The following is a 20,022-nucleotide window of genomic DNA, read 5'->3' as shown; positions in this document are numbered from 1 at the left end:
GCTCGCCCAATAGTCCAAATCAATCCGCACCCAGCCCATAGCGCTCGATTACCTCGGCGTTGATCAGCTTGGCGTGCAGCGTCATCAGCACGATCTGGGCATCGAAACTGTCGCCGGCCTCGACCGCCGCCTCGATCCGGCGCTCTACCTCGTCCCGCAGTTGAGGGCCATGGGAGCGCTCGAATGCTTCCGGCCCGGCAATGCAATAGCTGAACAGCCGCGCCACTTCTGGGTAGGCCTGTGGCGGCGGTTCGTCGGACCAGCGATCCTTCATCAGATTGACGAGGGTGAGTTTCACACCCTCCGGCACGAGGGCGGGGTGGAGGTCGGCGCCGCGCAAGGCCGCATCGAGCTGCCTCAGGTCTCCCGACCGTCCGAACATTCCGAGGAAGCCGAGGGAAGAGCGTCGTTGCGCCATGATTGTCCAATCCGCTCCCAACCATTTAGGTGGTTGGCCAAAGGAATACAAAGTCAGCGCACGGCACGGACCAAGCCTGCGGCGCGGCTGAGATCGCTCCGCCTATATCGCGCCGCTGGCGAAGCCGTAGAGCACTCCAAGCACCGAGCAGACAGCCAATACCGGCAGCATGCCAACCTTGAAGCGGAAGACGGCCAGCAATGCCCCCAGCGTCAGGACCAGCGAGGGGATGTTGATTGAACTCAGCACCGGCACGTCGACGTTCATGCCGAAACCTTGCCTTTCATGCAGCTCGCGAAACAGCACGTGGAGCCCAAACCACACCGCCAGGTTCAGGATCACGCCGACGACGGCGGCGGTGATCGTCGCGAGCGAGGCGGACAACGCCTTGTTGCTTCGCAATTTCTCGATGTAGGGGGCGCCGAGAAAGATCCAGAGAAAGCACGGCGTAAAGGTGACCCACGTCGTCAAAAGGCCAGCCAGGGTTCCGGCAACGAGCGGATGAAGCGTGCCGGGCGCGCGAAACGCACCCATGAAACCGACGAACTGCGTAACCATGATCAAAGGGCCAGGCGTGGTCTCGGCCATGCCGAGGCCATCGAGCATCTCGCCAGGCTTGAGCCAGCCATAGGTCGTGACGGCCTGCTGCGCGACATAGGCGAGCACCGCATAGGCGCCGCCGAAGGTCACCACGGCCATCTTCGAGAAGAAGATGGCGATGGCGGTAAAGACGTTCCCGGGCCCGAACGCCGCCAACAGGCCGAGGACGGGCGTGAACCACAGCACCAGAAACACGGCGGCGATTTTGAGCGACCAGCCAAGGGTCGGCCTGGAATGGACTGGTGTGTCTTCGCCCAGCGCCGTGCCGGCATCGGCAACCTGCTGGCCGCTGACCTTGCCATGCCCGTTGCCGGCCATGAACGGCGCCAGTTCCGACCGCCCGCCGATGAAGCCAATCACCGCGGCCGTCAATATGATCAGCGGAAACGGCATGCGGAAGAAGAAGATCGCGATAAAGGCGGCGGCGGCGAGCGCCACCATGACGTTGTTCCTGAGCGCCCGCTTGCCGACCCGGACCACAGCTTCAAGTACGATGGCCAGCACAGCGGCTTTCAATCCAAAGAACAGAGCCTGGACCACGCCGATATTGCCGAAGATTGCGTAGATCCAGCTCAGCGCCATGATGGCAACGACGCCAGGCAGCACGAACAGGATACCAGCGATGAGCCCGCCCTTGGTCTTGTGCAGCAGCCAGCCGATATAGATCGCAAGTTGCTGAGCCTCGGGGCCTGGCAGCAGCATGCAGTAGTTCAGCGCATGCAGGAACCGCATCTCGCCGATCCAGCGTTTCTCCTCGACGAGGATACGGTGCATCACTGCGATCTGCCCCGCCGGACCGCCAAAACTTAGTGCCGCGACCCGCGCCCAAACGCGGACGGCTTCGCTGAACGGAATGCCATGAGCCGGCGTGCCGGAAAGTCTCGCCGGCGTCGCCTTGATGCTCTCGGCCTTGTTCATCGGCTCGTCCCCGTTTGTTTGTCCGCGCCTGCACCGGGCCAGTTGTGCGTCTCCTCGGTGGCGTCGCGACACCAACGAAAGAACGCATCGTAGAAAGGCATGCCTGCTTCCAGCTGTTCCAGATCGTCCCGAAACATGCGCGACAGGCCAAGCGAAGCGGCCAGAAAGCCGGCAGCCTGGGGTACCAGGTCGAGTCTCGCGGTGTCGGCGGCGCGCACGATCAAGGCAAGGCGATCGAGCGCCTCGGATTCCAGCCCGAACTCCTCGATCATCGTGTCGAAAGTGCAGCGTTCGCCGCGATGGCTCCAGAACACATTGTCGATGTCGAACGGCACGGCGTGAAAGCGGTCGGCCACATCACGCACTTCGGCCGCTTCGACAAACAGGAACACCGCGTGAGGGTCGACGAAACGCCGGATCAACCAGGGGCAGGCGATACGGTCGACCTTCGGGCGAGCCCGTGTCACCCACACCGTGCGGCCCTTTTCGTGGCGCGGGGGCAACTTGTCGGTGCGGACCAGAAGCCCCTTCGCTTCGCGCCAGGCTTCGAAGCCGCCTTCGAGGGTTTCGGCGGAAATACTCTCATGCCGCAGCCATGCGGCCACACCTTGCGAGAGTTTCCGGCCTTTCTGGCAGACGACCACCACCGGCTTGCCGGCGAAATCGGGCGCCCAGGTCGAAACGGTTTTGAAATCGCGCCGGCTCGAAGCCGGCAGCAGGCGCGGATCGGCGTCGAAATCTTCATCGGTGCGGACATCGACGATTTCGGGCGCGCCCGGCAGACCGACGAGACGGGACAGTTGCGGAACGGTGATAGCGGTTGTTGACGGCATGGCGTCCACCTCCTGATAGAGAAGCCTGGACGCGAACGTTGGGCTGACGCCTCACGAGGTCGTCGCGATTCACCCCTTACCCCGATGGTGGATTTGTTGGGCGCGCTTGTCAAGGATGGCCAGCGGCGGCGTGATCAGGATCAAGCCGCCGCTGTCGCGGATGCAAACAATCAGTGATTGTCGCGGGGAATGCCCATCGTATGCGCGACGTCCTGGTATTTCACGGCCGGCTTCAGCACCATGCCACCCGAGAACTGGTCGACCATGCCGCGCTGGATCTCCTGCCATGGCGTCTGGTGCTTCGGATAGTGATAACCACCATTGTTCTGCAGTTCGGCGCGGCGCCGCGCGATCTCGTCATCGGTGACGAGAATGTCGGCGGTGCCCTTCCTGAGATCGATGCGGACGCGGTCGCCTGTCTTCAGCAGCGCCAACCCACCGCCGACCGCGGCTTCGGGAGAGGCGTTCAGGATCGACGGCGAGCCCGACGTGCCCGACTGGCGGCCGTCGCCGATGCAGGCCAGCGAATGGATGCCCTTCTTGATCAGGTAGGCTGGCGGCTGCATGTTGACGACCTCGGCGCCGCCCGGATAGCCGACCGGGCCGGCGCCGCGCATGAACAGGATCGTGTGCTCATCGATGCCTTGCGCCGGATCGTCGATGCGGGCGTGGTAGTCCTCCGGCCCGTCGAAGACCATGGCGTTGCCCTCGAAGGCTTCCGGATCGTTCGGGTTGGACAGATAGCGCTCGCGGAATTCCGGCGAGATGCCGCTCATCTTCATGATCGCGGAATCGAACAGATTGCCCTTGAAGTTGATGAAGCCGGCATTGGCCTTGAGCGGCTTGTCGACGCTGCGGATGACATCAGGATTCTCGTTGACGGCGCCCTGGCAATTGTCGCCGATGGTCTTGCCGTTGGCGGTCATGGCGTCGGGATGCGGCAGCCGCCCGGCCTTCATGAGTTCTGCCACCACCGCCGGCACGCCGCCGGCATGGTGATAGTCCTCGCCAAGGTATTCGCCCGACGGCTGCAGGTTGACGATGAGCGGCACGCTGAGGCCGATCTTCTGCCAGTCGTCATTGTCAAGCGGCACGCCGAGATGGCGGGCAATGGCGTTGAGATGGATCGGCGCGTTGGTCGAGCCGCCGATCGCCGAGTTGACGACGATGGCATTCTCCAAGGCCTTGCGCGTCATGATGTCGGATGGCTTCAAATCCTCGTGCACCATGTCGACGATGCGTTTGCCCGTCTCATAGGCGATCTGGCCACGCTCACGGTAGGGCGCCGGGATGGCGGCGGAGCCCGGCAGTTGCATGCCGAGCGCTTCGGCCAGCGAATTCATCGTGGTCGCCGTGCCCATGGTGTTGCAGTAGCCGGTGGACGGCGCCGAGGAGGCGACGATGTCCATGAACTCGTCGTAATCGATCTCGCCGGCCGACAGGCGCTGGCGCGACTCCCAGACGATGGTGCCGGAACCGGTGCGCTTGCCCTTGTGCCAGCCATTGAGCATCGGGCCAACCGACAGCGCGATGGCCGGGATGTTGACGGTGGCCGCCGCCATAAGGAGCGCTGGAGTCGTCTTGTCACAGCCAATGGTCAGCACGACGCCGTCGAGCGGATAGCCGTAGAGCACCTCGACGAGGCTGAGATAGGCGAGGTTGCGGTCAAGCGCCGCGGTCGGGCGCTTGCCGGTCTCCTGGATCGGATGGCAGGGGAATTCGAAGGGAATGCCGCCCATCGAGACGATACCTTCGCGCACGCGCTTGGCAAGCTCGATATGGTGGCGGTTGCAAGGTGAAAGATCCGAGCCGGTCTGGGCGATGCCGATCAGCGGCTTGCCCGACATTAGTTCGGCGCGCGTCAGCCCGTAATTCAGGTAACGCTCCAGATAGAGCGCCGTCATTCCCGGGTTATCGGGATTGTCGAACCACTCCTGCGAGCGAAATTTTTTCTTGTGTGTAGGGGCGCCAGCCATCATGGTCTCCGTATTTGTATGACAAATCGATATGACAACGCGCGGATGCAGGCAAGGGGCACGCGTGATCTGAATCCGGACTTTGGTGCGATAGACATGTATCCGGCCGCGCGATAGGACCAATTGGCATCAGCAATCCGGGAGGTCTTGATGGCTTTGGTGATCGAAGGCGAGGAGCGCATTGCCGCACCCGTCCAGAAAGTTTGGGAGGCTCTGAACGATCCGGCGGTGCTGAAGGAGAGCATTCCCGGCTGCCAGAGCCTGGAGAAGAAATCGGACACCGAGTTGACGGCGACGGTCGTGTTGAAGATCGGGCCGATCAAGGCGACCTTCAACGGCGAAGTGACGCTGAAAAACCTGAAGCCGCCACATGCCTACACCATCCAGGGCGAAGGCAAGGGCGGCGTTGCCGGCTTCGCCAAGGGCGGCGCCGACGTGACGCTGACCGAGGATGGGCCGGACGCCACCGTCCTGAAATACGCGGCCAAGGCCGATGTCGGCGGCAAGATCGCCCAGCTCGGCAGCCGGCTGATCGCGTCGACATCGAAGAAACTGGCTGGGCAATTCTTTTCCAACTTTGGGGAGAAAGTGGGCGCGCCTTAGTTGTGACTCGCTTGAAGCCCTATCTATTTAGGGCCGGCTTAGGGCCGGCGCCGCCCATCATTGCCCTGCCGGGCATTTCTGCCCGTATAGTGACGGGGGGAAAGAAGCCCGCGCCGACGGTTCCGCCAATCACCGGCATGGCAGGTTAGGCGCCGAGGTTGAGGCCAGGTCTCTTCTCCCCGTCACTATACGGGGAGAAGGTGCCGGCAGGCGGATGAGGGGCGGCGCCAACCAAGCAGAAAACTACTCAAACACGATGCTTGGCACCGCCGCTTCCGCAGCACCCCGTTCCTCGTTGACCCGGTCCCAGACCTTGACGGCGATGTCGCGGTAGATTTTCGCCTCGGCGGCATCGGGCTTCGAAACAACCACCGGCGCGCCGGCATCCGAGCTTTCGCGGATGCCCATTTCCAGCGGCACCTCGCCGAGGAAGGTGACGCCGAGCCGCTCGGCCTCGCGGCGCGCGCCGCCATGGCCGAAGATGTCGTAGCGTTTGCCGGTATCCGGGGCGATGAAGTAGCTCATGTTCTCGACGATGCCGAGCAGCGGCACGTCGACTTTCCTGAACATGTTCAGTCCTTTGCGGGCATCGATCAGCGCCAGGTCCTGCGGCGTGGAAACGATGACGGCGCCGGCCAGCGGCACCTGCTGCGCCATGGTCAATTGGGCGTCGCCGGTGCCGGGCGGCATGTCGACGACGAGCACGTCGAGTCGTCCCCATTCGACCTCGCGCAGCATCTGCGTCAGCGCCGACATCACCATCGGGCCGCGCCAGATCATCGGCGTCTCCTCGTCGACGAGGAAGCCCATCGACATCACCTTGAGGCCGTAATTCTCCATCGGTTTCAGGACCTTGCCGTCAACCGTCTGCGGCCGGCCGTGGATGTTGAGGAGCCTCGGCATCGACGGGCCATAAATGTCGGCATCGAGCACGCCGACCCGCAGGCCGTTGGCGGCGAGGCCAAGCGCCAGGTTGACGGCGGTGGTCGACTTGCCGACGCCGCCCTTGCCCGAAGCCACCGCGATGATCGCCTCGATGCCGGGCACGCCGCGCTTGCCCTGGCTGTGCGAGGCGGGGGCCTGCGGAACAGGACGTTGAGGCGCTGCCGGTGGCGCTGGCCTTGGCGCCTGGCGCTGCGCGACAGGCGCCTCCATGCCGCCGCCCTTTTTCTCCGCCGTCAGTGCCACCACCGCGCCGGCGACCCCTGGAATTGCCTTGACGACCCGCTCGGCAGCGGCGCGCAACGGCTCCATTTCCTGGGCACGGGCGGCCGGAACCGTGATCGAGAAGAACACTTTCGAATCGGCGATGAATATCTCGGACACCATGCCCAGGTCGACGATGTTGCCGGTGAAATCCGGCCCGTTGACCGTCTTCAGGCGCTCGACGACGATTTCCTTGGTTACGGCCATGATCTTTCCCTTGGCGTTTGCCGGTTCAGATAATGCAGTTTCCGGACGGAACCAAGCTGCATCGGCCTGTCCTGAAAAAGATAGAGGCACATCGCCGCATCTATCCGGCCGCGTTCTCCGCCGGGCGGCCGGACAAATCGGCATGTGCCGTCGTCAACAGGCCATGCAGCGCTATTTCGATGATCGGCATGAGACGACAATTAGGAAAGGAGACGGTCATGCTCGAAAACAGCAACGCGACGGCCAATCTCGCTGTGAGGGATATGGCTAAAGCGAAGGCCTTTTATGAGGGAACGCTCGGCCTCAAACAGGTCGACGACATGGAAGGCGAACTGGTCGTGTACAAGAGCGGCGGCACCCTCATCAACGTCTATCATTCGCAATTCGCCGGCACCAACAAGGCGACGGCGGTCACCTGGACTGTCGGCGACCAGATCGAGCCGATCGTCAAGTCGCTGAAATCGAAGGGCGTCGCCTTCGAACACTACGAGATGCCCGGCCTGTCGCTCGAAGGCGACACCATGTCGGCCAAGGCATGAAGGTTGCCTGGTTCAAGGATCCTGACGGCAACATCCTGAACCTCGTGGACAAATAGCGATGGCCACGCAGCACCAGCCACCCCCTGCCTGACGCGGGATTGTGTCGTTGTGACGCCGGCACCATCTGGCGCAGCCGTCCCGCGCCCGATAGCTTGCGTCGATGATCGACAAGCTGGAATTCTTCATCGCGTTGGCCAAGGAGGAGCATTTCGGCCGGGCGGCTGAAGTGTGCGGCGTCACCCAGCCGACCTTGTCGGCCGGCATCAAGCAGTTGGAAGGCCAGCTTGGCGTGATGCTGGTGCTGCGCGGCTCGCGCTTCCAGGGCCTGACGCCGGAAGGCAAGCAGGTGCTGGTGTGGGCGCGCCGCATCGTCGGCGACTCAAGAACCATGCGCGAGGAGATGCGGGCGGCGCGCTACGGTCTTTCCGGGCGCATCCGCATCGCCGCCATCCCCACGGCCCTTGCCATGGTGGCACGGCTGACGACACCATTTCGGGCCAAGCACCCCGGCGTCACCTTTTCGGTGCTGTCGCGCACATCGATAGAGGTGCTGTCGCTGCTCGGCAATTTCGACATCGACGCCGGCATCACCTATCTCGACAACGAGCCGCTTGGGCGGGTGACCAGCGTGCCGCTCTACGACGAGCGCTATCAGCTGATCACGGCGGTCGGGAACCCCTATTTCGACCGCGACAAAGTGACATGGGCGGAGCTCAGCAGCCTGCCGCTCTGCCTCTTGACGCCGGATATGCAGAACCGCCGCATCATCGACCAGCATCTGGCTGAGGCCGGGGTGCAGGTGCGGCCGACGCTCGAATCCAACTCGATGATCGTGCTGTTCTCGCATATCCGCACCGGCAAATGGTCGTCGATCATGCCGCTCAACCTCGCGGAAACATTCGGCTTCTCCGAGCCGATCCGGGCCATTCCGATCGTCGAGCCCGATGCCAGCCACACGGTCGGCCTGGTGGCGGCGCCGCGTGAGCCGCACACGCCGCTGGTGCAGGCGCTGCTGGACGAGGCAATGGCGCTGGCGGACGACTTCCGCGCACATCGCTAGGGTAGAGAATGGCGGCTGGATGTGGTTGATAGAAAATTTCTATCGAGCAACGGATCAGCTTTATTGATTTCGCGGGTTTTTCCTGTTTTTGAAAAGACTTAGCGTTAGAGCACTATCGACCAGGGAGGGCGCTGCATGACGATGCAGCCTGCAAGTACCGAGATCGCATCGCGCACGGCGGCGATCATTCAGGAGTTGAAGGGCCTCGAAGGTCCGCTGCTGCCTATCCTCCATGAGATACAGGAAGAGTTCGGCCATGTGCCGCAAGACGCCCTGCCCGTCATTGCCGACGGGCTGAACCTCTCCAGGGCGGAGGTGCACGGCGTCGTGACCTTCTATCATGATTTCCGTGCCCGACCGGCCGGCCGCCACGTACTCAAGCTCTGCCAGGCGGAAGCCTGCCAGTCGATGGGTTCCGATGCGGTCGCCGCCAAGGTCAAACAGTTGCTCGGCATCGATTTCCACGAGACCACCCGCGACGGATCGGTTACACTCGAACCGGTCTATTGTCTCGGGCTTTGCGCCTGTTCGCCATCGGCGATGCTCGACGGCGAGGTGATCGGGCGGCTCGATGACGACAAGATCGACGAGATCGTTGCCGAGGTGCGCTCATGATCCCCCGCATCTACATTCCCGGCGATTCCGGCGCGCTGGCTCTCGGCGCCGAAAAGGTCGCCAAGGCTGTTCGCGCGGAACTCGCCGAGCGTGGCATCGAGGCCAAGATCGTACGCAACGGCTCGCGCGGCGCCTATTTCCTCGAACCGATGGTCGAGGTGGCGACCGCCAATGGCCGCGTCGCTTACGGGCCGGTGAAACCCTCCGAGGTCAAGAGTCTGTTCGACAGCGGCTTCCTCACCGGCGGCCACCATAAGCGCTGGCTGGGCGCGCCGGACAAGATCCCGTTCCTGGCCAAGCAGACGCGCCTGACCTTTGCCCGCTGCGGCATCAACGACCCGCTGTCGCTCGACGCCTACAAATCGCTCGGCGGGCTGAAAGGCCTGCAGAACGCGGTCGCAATGGCGCCAGCCGATATCGTCAAGCAGGTCACGGAGTCCGGCCTGCGCGGACGCGGCGGCGCCGGTTTCCCGACCGGCATCAAATGGAAGACGGTGCTCGATACGGCGGGCGATCGCAAATACATCGTCTGCAACGCCGATGAGGGCGACAGCGCCACCTTCGCCGACCGCATGATCATGGAAGGCGATCCCTTCGTGCTGATCGAGGGCATGGCGATCGCCGGCATCGCCACCGGCGCGACCAAAGGCTTCGTCTATATCCGCTCGGAATATCCGCATGCGGTGGCCATCATGAACAAGGCCGTCGAAATCGCCCGCGAGGCGGGCGTGCTCGGCGTCAACGTGCTGGGTTCCCCCAACGCGTTCGACATGGAAATCCGCGCCGGCGCCGGCGCCTATGTCTGCGGCGAGGAGACCTCGCTCTTGAACAGCCTGGAGGGCAAGCGCGGCGTGGTGCGCGCCAAGCCGCCGCTGCCGGCGATCCAGGGCTTGTTCGGCAAACCGACGGTGATCAACAATGTCATCTCGCTGGCCTCCGTGCCGATCATCATGGACAGGGGCGCCGCCTTCTACAAGGATTTCGGCATGGGCCGCTCGCGCGGCACGATCCCGATCCAGATCGCCGGCAATATCAAACATGGCGGCCTGTTCGAAACGGCCTTCGGCCTGACGCTCGGCGAGATCGTCGATGATATCGGCGGCGGCACGGCGACCGGGCGTCCGGTCAAGGCGGTGCAGGTCGGCGGGCCGCTCGGCGCCTATTTCCCGCGCGCGCTGTTCGACACGCCGTTCGACTACGAGGCTTTCGCCGCGAAGGACGGTCTGATCGGCCATGCCGGCATCACCGTCTTCGACGACACAGCCGACATGCTGAAGCAGGCGCGCTTCGCCATGGAGTTCTGCGCCATCGAAAGCTGCGGCAAGTGCACGCCCTGCCGCATCGGTTCGACGCGCGGGGTGGAGACCATCGACAGGCTCGCCGCCGGCATCGAACCGGAAAAGAACCTGGCTCTGGTCACCGACCTCTGCAACACGATGAAGTTCGGATCGCTGTGCGCGCTGGGCGGCTTCACGCCCTACCCGGTGATGAGCTCGATCACGCATTTCCCCGAGGATTTCAAGCCCGCGCCGGCGCGCGTGGCTGCTGAATAGGAGCTGGCAGATGAACATCAAGGCCGACTTCCCGACGCTCATCGAAGAACTCGACTACGGAACCCCGGAATCGAAAGCGACGAAGCAAATCACACTGGTCGTCGACGGCCGCAGCATCAGCGTGCCGGAAGGCACCTCGATCATGCGCGCGGCGATGGAGGGCGGGGTCGAAATCCCGAAACTCTGCGCCACCGACATGCTGGACTCCTTCGGCTCCTGCCGCGTTTGCCTGGTTGAGATCGAAGGGCGCGGCGGCACGCCGGCCTCCTGCACGACGCCGGTCGGCGAAGGTATGATTGTACACACGCAGTCGGATCGCCTTGACGCCATCCGCCGTGGCGTCATGGAGCTCTATGTTTCCGACCATCCGACCGGCTGGAACGAAAAGGCCGGCACCGGCGCCAGCGAGTTCGACACGGTGGCGAAATCGGTCGGCCTGACCGAGAACCGCTACGGCATCGACGGGCGCAACCACGTCAAGCAGGAAGACGGCGTCGCGCCCGGCCATGGCTCGCTGGCGGTGGACTACATTGCCCGTGATGAATCGAACCCTTACTTCACCTATGATCCGGCCCAATGCATCGTCTGCTCGCGCTGCGTGCGCGCCTGCGAAGAGGTGCAGGGCACGTTCGCGCTGACCATCGAGGGCCGCGGCTTCGAATCGCGCATGGTGGCCGGCATGCACGAGGATTTCATCGCCTCGGAATGCGTCTCCTGCGGCGCCTGCGTACAGGCCTGTCCGACCGATGCTCTGCGCGAGAAGACCGTGCTCGAGAAGGGGCTGCCGGAGCGTTCTGCTGTCACCACCTGCGCCTATTGCGGCGTCGGCTGCTCGTTCAAGGCCGAGGTAAAGGGCGACGAGGTCATCCGCATGATGCCCTACAAGGAGGGCAAGGCAAACCACGGCCACTCGTGTGTGAAGGGCCGTTTCGCATACGGCTACGCCACCCACAAGGACCGTATCCTGTCGCCGATGATCCGCGAGAAGGTGAGCGATCCCTGGCGTGAAGTGAGCTGGGAAGAGGCGATCGCCCATACGGCGAAGGAATTCCGCCGCATCCAGTATCAGTATGGACGCGCATCCATCGGCGGCATCACCTCCTCGCGCTGCACGAACGAAGAGACCTACCTCGTCCAGAAGCTGGTTCGGCAGGGCTTCCGCAACAACAATGTCGACACCTGCGCGCGCGTCTGCCATTCGCCGACCGGCTACGGCCTCGGCCAGACCTACGGCACCTCGGCCGGCACGCAGGATTTCGATTCCGTCGAATTCACCGACGTCGCCGTCGTCATCGGCGCCAATCCGGCTACCGCCCATCCGGTGTTCGCCTCGCGGTTGAAGAAGCGGTTGCGCGAGGGCGCCAAGCTGATCGTGCTCGATCCGCGGCGCACCGAGATGGTCAAGTCGGCGCATATCGAGGCGGAGTACCACCTGCCATTGAAGCCCGGCACCAATGTGGCCGTGCTGACGGCGCTGGCGCATGTCATCGTCACCGAGGGCCTGTTCGACGAAGCCTTCATCCGCGAGCGCTGCGACTGGGCGGAGTTCCAGGACTGGGCATCGTTCGTGGCACTGCCGGAAAACAGCCCCGAAACCGTCGGCAAGCTGTCGGGCGTCGATCCCGAGTTGATCCGCGGTGCAGCGCGTCTCTACGCCACCGGCGGCAACGGCGCGATCTACTACGGCCTGGGCGTGACGGAACACAGCCAAGGCTCGACCACCGTGATGGCGATCGCCAACCTTGCCATGGCCACCGGCAATATCGGCCGGCCGGGCGTCGGCGTGAACCCGCTGCGCGGCCAGAACAATGTGCAGGGTTCCTGCGACATGGGCTCCTTCCCGCACGAATTGCCCGGCTATCGCCATATCTCGGGTGAAGCCGTGCGCGACATCTATGAGAGCCTGTGGGGCGTGAAGCTCGACGACGAGCCGGGCCTGCGCATCCCCAACATGCTGGATGCCGCCGTCGACGGCAGCTTCAAGGGCATCTACATCCAGGGCGAGGACATCCTGCAGTCCGACCCCGACACCAAGCATGTCGCCGCCGGCCTCGCCGCGATGGAATGCGTGGTTGTGCACGATCTCTTCCTCAACGAGACGGCGAACTACGCGCATGTCTTCCTGCCGGGCTCGACCTTCCTCGAAAAGGACGGCACCTTCACCAACGCCGAGCGCCGCATCAACATGGTGCGAAAGGTTCTGGAGCCCAAGGCGCGCTACGCCGACTGGGAGGCGACGCAGGTGCTTGCCCGCGCCATGGGGCTGGACTGGAACTATCAGCATCCCTCCGAGATCATGGACGAGATCGCCAAGACGACGCCGAGCTTCGCCAACGTCTCCTTCGAACTGCTCGACCGTGTCGGATCCGTGCAATGGCCCTGCAACGACAAGGCGCCGCTCGGCACCCCGATCATGCATGTCGATGGGTTCGTGCGCGGCAAGGGCAAGTTCATCCGCACCGAATATGTCGCGACGGACGAGAGAACCGGGCCGCGTTTCCCGCTGCTGCTCACCACCGGGCGTATCCTCAGCCAGTACAATGTCGGCGCGCAGACGCGGCGTACCGACAATGTCCTGTGGCACTCGGAGGACAGGCTGGAAATCCATCCCCACGATGCCGAAAACCGCGGCCTGCGCGATGGTGACTGGGTGCGGCTGACCAGCCGTTCGGGCGAGACGACGCTGCGGGCGCTGATCACCGACCGGGTGTCGCCCGGCGTGGTCTACACCACCTTCCACCACCCCGACACGCAGGCCAACGTCATCACCACCGACTTCTCCGACTGGGCGACCAACTGTCCGGAGTACAAGGTGACGGCGGTCCAGGTCGGTGCCTCCAACGGGCCGTCGGACTGGCAGCGTGATTATGAGGAGCAGGCGCGCAACAGCCGGCGCATCGCTCCGCTGCAGGCGGCGGAGTAGTCTTGAGCGCGCGCCGCAAAGCCACGACACAGATCTCGCGGCTGGCGCACCGCGCCAGCGGCACCGCTGCCGCCAACCGCATGGTGCCGGAGGAGACGCCGGTGGCATTCTCCTTTGCCGGCACCACCCATGCGGTGATGATGGCAAGCCCGGCCGACTTCGAGGATTTCGCGCTCGGCTTCTCGCTCACTGAAGGCATTATCGCCGCTCCGGACGAGATCGAGGCGATCGAGGTCGAGGATCTCGGCGCTGGCATCGACATCCAGATCCGGCTGAAGGACCAGGCCAACACGCGCTTCGAAGCGCGGCGGCGGCGGCTTGCCGGACCGGTCGGCTGCGGACTCTGCGGAATCGAATCCATCGAGGAAGCGATGCGTTCGGTCGACGCCGTCGGTGCGTCAAGACTTACGCTTGAGGCGAATGATATTACCCGCTCGGTCAAACTGCTGTCCAAGATGCAGCCGCTGCACAGCGAAACAGGCGCCGTGCATGCCGCCGGCTTCTACATACCGGGCAAGGGTGTCGTCATGGCGCGCGAGGACGTCGGCCGCCACAATGCGCTGGACAAGCTGGCCGGCGCATTGGCGAAAGCCGGCCTCGATGGCGCTTCGGGTGCCGTGATCGTCACGTCACGCGTCTCGGTAGAGATGGTGCAGAAGACGGCAGCGATCGGCTCTGCCTTCATCATCGCCGTCTCGGCCCCGACCGCGCTGGCCATCCGCACCGCGCAAGAGGCCGGCATGACGTTGGTGGCGTTGGTGCGCGGCGACGATTTCGATGTTTTCACCCAGCCCGACCGCATGGTTTTCGGAGTTACCCAGCATGTCGCATGACGAAGATCACATCATGAGCACCAGCGAAAAACTGATACGCATGGCCAACCAGATCGCTGCCTTTTTCCATTCCAGGCCGCGCGAGGAAGGCATTACCGGCGTTGCCGAGCACATCAACAAGTTCTGGGAGCCGAGGATGCGGCGGCAGTTCTTCGAGATGCTGGACAACGGCGCCGCAGGCTTCGACGAACTCGTCGTGGTAGCCGCCGCCAGGATCAAGCGCCCAATCACGCCGGCCGAGGCGGATTTGAAACTCGGGCTCAAGGTTCCTCCGGGCGACGCTGTCGCGTCGCAGAAATAGCCGGGGGCCCGGCAGCTTATATTCCTTTCCGCTAAAGTTTAAGCTGCCGCAATCGACGCGGCTCTGCTATGGTCGGCGATCAGAAATCGTCAGGCCAGGCGGAAAAACTCGTGAGGCCGATCGAGACTCGATATGCCCTAAGCGGCGAGGTGCGGATCGCTTATCAGGTGGTCGGCCAGGGGTCGCTTGATCTCGTCTTCATCCCTGGTTTCATTTCCAATCTCGACCTGCATTGGGAAGACGAGGGCTATACCAGGCTCCTGAAACGGCTTTCGGCATTCTCGCGGCTGATCCTGTTCGACAAGCGCGGCACGGGTCTTTCCGACCGTGTCGATGTCCATCACCTGCCCAGCCTCGAAACCCGCATGGACGATGTGCGCGCGGTGATGGACGCGACCGGCAGCGGCCGGGCCGCATTGCTCGGGGCCTCCGAGGGCGCGCCGATGGCAATGCTGTTTGCCGCCACCTATCCGGAGCGGACGCGAGCACTGGCGCTCTATGGCGGCTATGCGCATTTCCACAAATGGGTGATGCCGCCCGAACGGCTCGAAGCTTTCATCGAAACGGCCGAAACGGGCTGGGGCACCGGCGCCACCTTGCCCAATTTCGCACCCGGCCGGGTGGATGACCCGCATTTCTCGACCTGGTGGGCGCGCTTCGAGCGGCAGTCGGCGAGCCCGACGGCGGCGGCGGCACTGGCACGGATGAACGCGGAAATCGATGTGCGCGGCGTGCTGGCGGCGATCAGCGCGCCAACGCTGCTGATCCATCGCCGTAACGATGCGCGGGTCGATCCCGATGCCAGCCGCTTCCTGGCCAGGAATATCCCGAATGCGCGGCTGGCCGAGATCCCCGGACGCGACCATCCAATCTGGACCGGCGATGTTGACAGGGTGGCCGACCTGATCGAGGAATTCCTCACCGGCGAATGCGCCGTGACAGAAGCCGAACGCGTCCTGGCAGCGCTGCTGGTGACACGCATCTACGACACGGCAAGGCTTGGCGACCGGATGTGGAGCGAACGCAGCCAGCGCTTCCAGGAAACATGGCGAACGCTTGTCGGGCGCCATGGCGGGCGCTGCGTGGATATGCATGGCGAAATGATGATTTCTCGTTTCGACGGGCCAGGGCGTGCCTTGCGTTGCGCGGCGGCGTTGCGCGAAGCAGCGCAGCACATCGGCGTGGCGAGTGCCCAGGGCGCGCATGTCGGCGAGATCGAGGCGCGCGGGCCACCGGCCGGATTGACAGGCCGCGTTACAATGCACCTCGCCACCCATGCCGGGCGCGGCGACATACTGGCGTCGCGGCTGGTCGCTGACCTGGCGGCCGGCTCCGGGCTTCATTTCGCCGACGCCGGCCGCATCAGCATCGACGAGTTGGACGAGCCCATGGCACTTGTCCGGGCGATGTCCGAACAGCATCTGGAACCGGCCTGCCGCCCCAAGGCCAAGGCGACCGAGCCGGCTTGCCTGACGGCTCGCGAGAGCGAGGTCGTGAATCTGATCGCCGACGGCAAGAGCAATGCAGCGATCGCCGCCGAACTCAGGCTGAGCGAACATACGGTCAAGCGCCATGTCGCCAACATACTGCTCAAGCTCGACCTGCCATCGCGGGCGGCGGCGGCGGCATTTTCCGTCAGGCACACTGGCCTGGATGGGCCATGAGAGCCATGGCGCTTTCGGGCGAAGCGGCCATGCCGATGCAGGCGCTATCAATTCCCCCATGCAGGCCAGGCGGATGTAGCCAGCAAAGCACTGCGAACGGAGGATGAAATGCTCAAGTCGAAACTGAATGTCAGATCACTTTTGATCGCGGCAGGCATTGGCGCACTGTCGGCGATCTCTCCTGCAAAAGCCGAGGACGCATCGGCGACAGCCGCCTACAAGGACATCCAGGCGACGCTCGGCTCGGTGCCGGACATGTTCAAGACACTGCCTGACGTCGCCATCGCCGGTGCCTGGGCCGAGATCAAGGGCGTGCAGCTCAATCCCAAAACCGCACTTGACGGCAAGACCAAGGAGTTGATGGGCCTCGCGGTCGCCTCGCAGATCCCATGCCAGTATTGCATCTATTTCCACACCGAGGCGGCCAAGCTCAACGGCGCCAGCGACGAGGAGATCAAGGAGACGATCGCGATGGCGGCAATCGTGCGCCATTGGTCGACGATACTCAACGGCAGCCAGGTCGATCTGGCGACCTTCAAGAAGCAGACCGACGACGTGTTCGCGGCGGTCAAGGCAAAGTCGCAATGAACGACACTGCCCGTCGATGGACGTCGGGCACTTCCCGACATCAACCGCCCGACCGCGAAGATGGGCCATGGAGGATAAAATGTTGACCAAGACTCCCGCAGTGGACGGCACAGCGATCAAGAAGGCGATCGAAGGCCGTGACGGCAAGATGCTGTCGGGCTTCTATGCCGACGATGCGACGGTGCGGGTGATCGACCGCAACAATCCGCCGAGCAAGCCGCGCGAGATCCGCGGTCGCGCGGCGATCAGCATCTTCTGGGACGACATCTGCAGCCGGGCCATGACCCACAAGGTCGATGCCACCGTCGCGCAGGGCGACAGCCTCGCCTTCACCCAGGCCTGTGCCTATCCTGACGGCACGAAAGTGTTCTGCGCGTCGATGCTCGAGCTGAAGGACGGGCGCATCGCCCGGCAGACTGTCGTGCAAGCCTGGGACGAGTAGTCAACCGCGGAGCCTGTCCACCCCGATCGAATGGGATGGAGCCGTCTTAGTGCCGGAGCATGCCCTCAAAATAGGATGCCACTTTTCGGGATCATGCTCGGGCCGTAACCGGAGGAGAAGAAAAATGTTCAGCGCCAGATGGCAGATCGATGCCAAGTTCGGACACAAGCAGACCGTGCTCGAATTGATGAAGAAATGGGAGCGCGAAATCGGCTCACAAGTCGGTCTCGCCGACCTCGAGTTTCGGATCATGACCGGTTCGATCGGCGCCCGGGAGGCGACGGTCGAATCCCATCACCAGGTCGAGAGCCTGGCCCAGTTGGAGGCGTTCTTCGCCAAGATCGGCAAGATCGACGCGCACGCCAAATGGGGCAAGGAGATGGAGCCCTATGTCGTGTCGGGCACCAGCCTGTGGCAGATTTTCCGCATCGTCGAGTAGAAGCGGTCGAGCGCCGGAAGAGGCCGACTGGCACGATGGACAAGAGCGGCCGACGAGCTGCCGCGTTCGTGGTGCAAGCAACCCAAGGACGAGGCTCGGCATCCCGCAGCTTGCGGAAGCCAGCCTATGGCTCTCATGGGCCATCATACCATTGGCCCTTTCGGGCGAAGCAGCGGAGAACCAGATCGGTGCAATGTGCCGCTCCTGCGCTATCCCTATGCACCCGCCGGATGGCGGCACAAACAAGTAACAAGATTAGTCCTCGCGGCGAAGCCGCATGGCGCGGGCGCAACCAGGGAGAAAACCGATGACCGACGGAACCCATGCAAAACTGCGTGAAGGCCTGCGCGGAGAGCTGATCCTGCGCGAGGATGGCGGATATGACGAAGCGCGCAGGGTCTATAACGGCATGATCGACAAGCGACCGCTGCTGATTGCGCGCTGTGCCGATGTCGCCGACGTGATCACCGCCGTGGCGTATGCGCGCGACAACGACCTGCTGGTCGCCGTGCGCAGCGGAGGACATAACGGTGCCGGATTGGGAATTTGCGACAATGGCCTCGTCATCGACCTGTCGATGATGAAGGGGGTCCATGTCGATCCGAAAACCCGGACTGTGAGGGTCGCGCCCGGTTGCACCTCGGGTGACGTGGACCACGCCACCCATCCATTCGGGCTCGCCGTTCCGTTCGGCATCGTCTCGACCACGGGCGTCGCCGGCCTTACGCTCGGCGGTGGAACGGGCTATCTCACGCGCAAATACGGCCTCACGATCGACAATCTGATCGAGGCGGATCTGGTGCTCGCCGATGGCAGCCTGGTGACGGCCAGCAAAAGCGACAATCCCGACCTGTTCTGGGCGCTGCGGGGCGGCGGCGGCAATTTCGGCGTGGTGACCAGCTTCCTGTTCCAGGCCCATCCTGTGGACATGATCTTCGGCGGCCCGGTATTCTGGGAGGCCAAGGACGCGCCGGCGGTCATGCGTACCTATCGCGATTATCTGCCGGAGGCACCGGAAGAGCTCGGCGCCTTTGTCGGGTTGAAGTCGGTCCCCTCGACCGACCCCTTCCCGCGCGAGTATTGGGGCAAGCGCGTTTGCGCCATTATCTCGTGCTACAACGGCACGGAGGAAGACGGGCGCAAGGCCATGGCGCCGCTGCTGGACACCTTGCCGCCGCCGATCTTCAACTGGATGGGCGTAATGCCGTTCCCGGCGCTGCAGTCGCTGTTCGACCCGCTCCTTCCGAAAGGCCTGCAATGGTACTGGAAGGGCGATTTCGTCAAATCGCTTCCCGACGAAGCCATCGCGACCCATATCGCACAGGCCGCCCAGGCGCCCAGCGAATTGTCGCTCATGCATCTTTACCCGATCGACGGCGCGGTCCGCCGCGTTGGCAAGGACGAGACCGCCTGGAACGCGCGCGACGCAAACTGGTCGATGGTCATAGCGGCGATCGATCCCGATCCGGGCAAGGCCGCCGAACTGATCGAATGGGCCCGAAACTACTGGGCGAGCATCCATCCCCACAACGGCGAAGGCGGCTACGTGAATTTCATGATGGATGACGAGGGAGAACAGCGTCTGCGGGCGAGCTATGGCGCGAATTACGAGCGGCTGAGCCAGGTGAAGCGGACCTATGACCCATCCAACGTCTTCCGGGTCAACCAGAACATCAAGCCCGCGACATCGGCGGAGCAGGGTAGGACGGCCGCATAGCTGCCGGGTCGCTGATGCTCGTCGGTCCTTTGGGTCACATTCTCCCCGTGAACGGCGTTTACGGGGAGAATGGAAGCCGCGATTACATCAGGCCAAGCTGCTTGTAAAAGCCGAGCGCGTCGTAGTAGTCGCTCTGGGTCGCGATCTTGCCGTCCTTGATGGAAAACATCGAGGCGCCGGTGAAGGAGAACTTCTTGCCGGTCGCGGCCGTGCCATCGCCCCAGGCCCCGGTGTTGGTGCCGGAAAATTCCCATTCGAACGCAACGCGATCCCCGTCGATGACGGGCTTGCCCTTCATCGTCCACACCGCGTCTGGGACCGCTTTGAGGAAGTTGTCGATGACGCCGGTCTTGGCGGCTTCCTTGCCCGTGACCGGCTTGCCTACGGAAGCGTCGTAATAGGTGACCTCGTCGGCGAAATATCCGGCAGCCTTGGCCGAGTCATGCGCATTCCAGGCGGCGACATAGGCTTCGACCACCGCTTGCGCGGTATCGGCGGCAAGGGCTGGCGTTACGGCCAATAGTGTGGCGGCTACGGCCGCGGATGTCAGAAACTGGCGGCGATGCATGGTTCGTTCCTCCCTGGTT

Annotated in this window: 18 protein-coding genes and 1 pseudogene; 13 read left to right on the top strand and 6 right to left on the bottom strand. The window is 63.6% G+C overall.

Translation table 11 applies throughout. The annotated features are described in order from the left end of the window. Positions 1-19: 19 nt before the first annotated feature. From FJ938_RS03530 to FJ938_RS03515, 4 genes are all read right to left on the bottom strand, one after another. Complete coding sequence (locus FJ938_RS03530) at positions 20-418, bottom strand: hypothetical protein (protein ID WP_140691137.1); 399 nt, start codon at positions 416-418, stop codon at positions 20-22. A 102-nt stretch (positions 419-520) separates the two neighbouring features. Next, positions 521-1,936, bottom strand: coding sequence for a chromate efflux transporter (chrA, locus tag FJ938_RS03525; protein WP_140691134.1), 1,416 nt, complete (start codon positions 1,934-1,936; stop codon positions 521-523). Further along, on the bottom strand, positions 1,933-2,769 hold the full coding sequence (locus tag FJ938_RS03520) for a chromate resistance protein ChrB domain-containing protein (RefSeq protein WP_140691131.1): 837 nt from the start codon (positions 2,767-2,769) through the stop codon (positions 1,933-1,935). Before FJ938_RS03520 ends, chrA begins: the two co-directional genes overlap by 4 nt. Positions 2,770-2,939: 170 nt before the next feature. Then, complete coding sequence (locus FJ938_RS03515; RefSeq protein ID WP_140691128.1) at positions 2,940-4,745, bottom strand: IlvD/Edd family dehydratase; 1,806 nt, start codon at positions 4,743-4,745, stop codon at positions 2,940-2,942. Between the two features lie 150 nt (positions 4,746-4,895). On the opposite strand from FJ938_RS03515, the gene FJ938_RS03510 reads away from it, so the two are divergent. Further along, complete coding sequence (locus FJ938_RS03510) at positions 4,896-5,348, top strand: carbon monoxide dehydrogenase subunit G (RefSeq protein WP_140612737.1); 453 nt, start codon at positions 4,896-4,898, stop codon at positions 5,346-5,348. 243 nt (positions 5,349-5,591) lie between these two features. Here the strand turns inward: FJ938_RS03510 and FJ938_RS03500 are convergent, their stop codons facing one another. Beyond that, positions 5,592-6,761 (bottom strand): Mrp/NBP35 family ATP-binding protein, encoded by a 1,170-nt coding sequence (locus FJ938_RS03500; protein WP_140691126.1) that lies wholly within the window; start codon positions 6,759-6,761, stop codon positions 5,592-5,594. A gap of 218 nt (positions 6,762-6,979) precedes the next feature. Between FJ938_RS03500 and FJ938_RS03495 the strand changes: the two are divergent. The 12 genes and pseudogenes from FJ938_RS03495 to FJ938_RS03440 all read left to right on the top strand — a co-directional run bounded on the left by FJ938_RS03495 (position 6,980) and on the right by FJ938_RS03440 (position 19,435). Continuing rightward, positions 6,980-7,356 (top strand): annotated as a pseudogene (locus tag FJ938_RS03495) (VOC family protein). A 104-nt stretch (positions 7,357-7,460) separates the two neighbouring features. Further along, positions 7,461-8,360 carry a LysR family transcriptional regulator gene (locus tag FJ938_RS03490; protein ID WP_140612734.1) on the top strand — a complete coding sequence of 300 codons (900 nt, stop codon included), beginning with the start codon at positions 7,461-7,463 and terminating at the stop codon, positions 8,358-8,360. A 135-nt stretch (positions 8,361-8,495) separates the two neighbouring features. Then, positions 8,496-8,975: a formate dehydrogenase subunit gamma gene (locus tag FJ938_RS03485; protein WP_140612733.1), complete on the top strand. Its 480-nt coding sequence runs from the start codon at positions 8,496-8,498 to the stop codon at positions 8,973-8,975. Continuing rightward, positions 8,972-10,528: an NADH-quinone oxidoreductase subunit NuoF gene (locus FJ938_RS03480; RefSeq protein ID WP_140612732.1), complete on the top strand. Its 1,557-nt coding sequence runs from the start codon at positions 8,972-8,974 to the stop codon at positions 10,526-10,528. The genes FJ938_RS03485 and FJ938_RS03480 overlap by 4 nt, the downstream gene beginning before the upstream one ends. Positions 10,529-10,538: 10 nt before the next feature. After that, positions 10,539-13,451: a formate dehydrogenase subunit alpha gene (fdhF, locus tag FJ938_RS03475; RefSeq protein WP_140612731.1), complete on the top strand. Its 2,913-nt coding sequence runs from the start codon at positions 10,539-10,541 to the stop codon at positions 13,449-13,451. A gap of 2 nt (positions 13,452-13,453) precedes the next feature. Next, entirely contained in the window at positions 13,454-14,284 is an 831-nt protein-coding gene (gene fdhD, locus FJ938_RS03470; protein WP_140691123.1) for a formate dehydrogenase accessory sulfurtransferase FdhD, read from the top strand. Beyond that, complete coding sequence (locus FJ938_RS03465; RefSeq protein ID WP_140691120.1) at positions 14,274-14,585, top strand: formate dehydrogenase subunit delta; 312 nt, start codon at positions 14,274-14,276, stop codon at positions 14,583-14,585. The genes fdhD and FJ938_RS03465 overlap by 11 nt, the downstream gene beginning before the upstream one ends. 110 nt (positions 14,586-14,695) lie before the next feature. Next, positions 14,696-16,249 carry an alpha/beta fold hydrolase gene (locus FJ938_RS03460; RefSeq protein ID WP_140691118.1) on the top strand — a complete coding sequence of 518 codons (1,554 nt, stop codon included), beginning with the start codon at positions 14,696-14,698 and terminating at the stop codon, positions 16,247-16,249. A 108-nt stretch (positions 16,250-16,357) separates the two neighbouring features. Beyond that, positions 16,358-16,837, top strand: coding sequence for a carboxymuconolactone decarboxylase family protein (locus FJ938_RS03455; RefSeq protein ID WP_140691116.1), 480 nt, complete (start codon positions 16,358-16,360; stop codon positions 16,835-16,837). Between the two features lie 79 nt (positions 16,838-16,916). Next, on the top strand, positions 16,917-17,279 hold the full coding sequence (locus FJ938_RS03450) for a nuclear transport factor 2 family protein (protein ID WP_140691113.1): 363 nt from the start codon (positions 16,917-16,919) through the stop codon (positions 17,277-17,279). A 124-nt stretch (positions 17,280-17,403) separates the two neighbouring features. Beyond that, a complete protein-coding gene (locus FJ938_RS03445) occupies positions 17,404-17,718 on the top strand; it encodes a hypothetical protein (RefSeq protein ID WP_140612725.1) in 315 nt (104 codons plus the stop codon). 307 nt (positions 17,719-18,025) lie between these two features. After that, on the top strand, positions 18,026-19,435 hold the full coding sequence (locus tag FJ938_RS03440) for an FAD-binding oxidoreductase (RefSeq protein ID WP_140691110.1): 1,410 nt from the start codon (positions 18,026-18,028) through the stop codon (positions 19,433-19,435). An 82-nt stretch (positions 19,436-19,517) separates the two neighbouring features. Here the strand turns inward: FJ938_RS03440 and FJ938_RS03435 are convergent, their stop codons facing one another. Continuing rightward, the gene (locus tag FJ938_RS03435; protein ID WP_140612723.1) at positions 19,518-20,003 is read right to left on the bottom strand and encodes an ester cyclase; all 486 of its coding nucleotides are present in this window, start codon (positions 20,001-20,003) and stop codon (positions 19,518-19,520) included. Positions 20,004-20,022 lie beyond the last annotated feature (19 nt).

This window comes from Mesorhizobium sp. B2-4-14, assembly GCF_006442155.1.
Lineage (GTDB): Bacteria > Pseudomonadota > Alphaproteobacteria > Rhizobiales > Rhizobiaceae > Mesorhizobium.
Note: the sequence above shows the minus strand (reverse complement) of the source record. Positions and strands in the feature narration are given on the sequence as shown.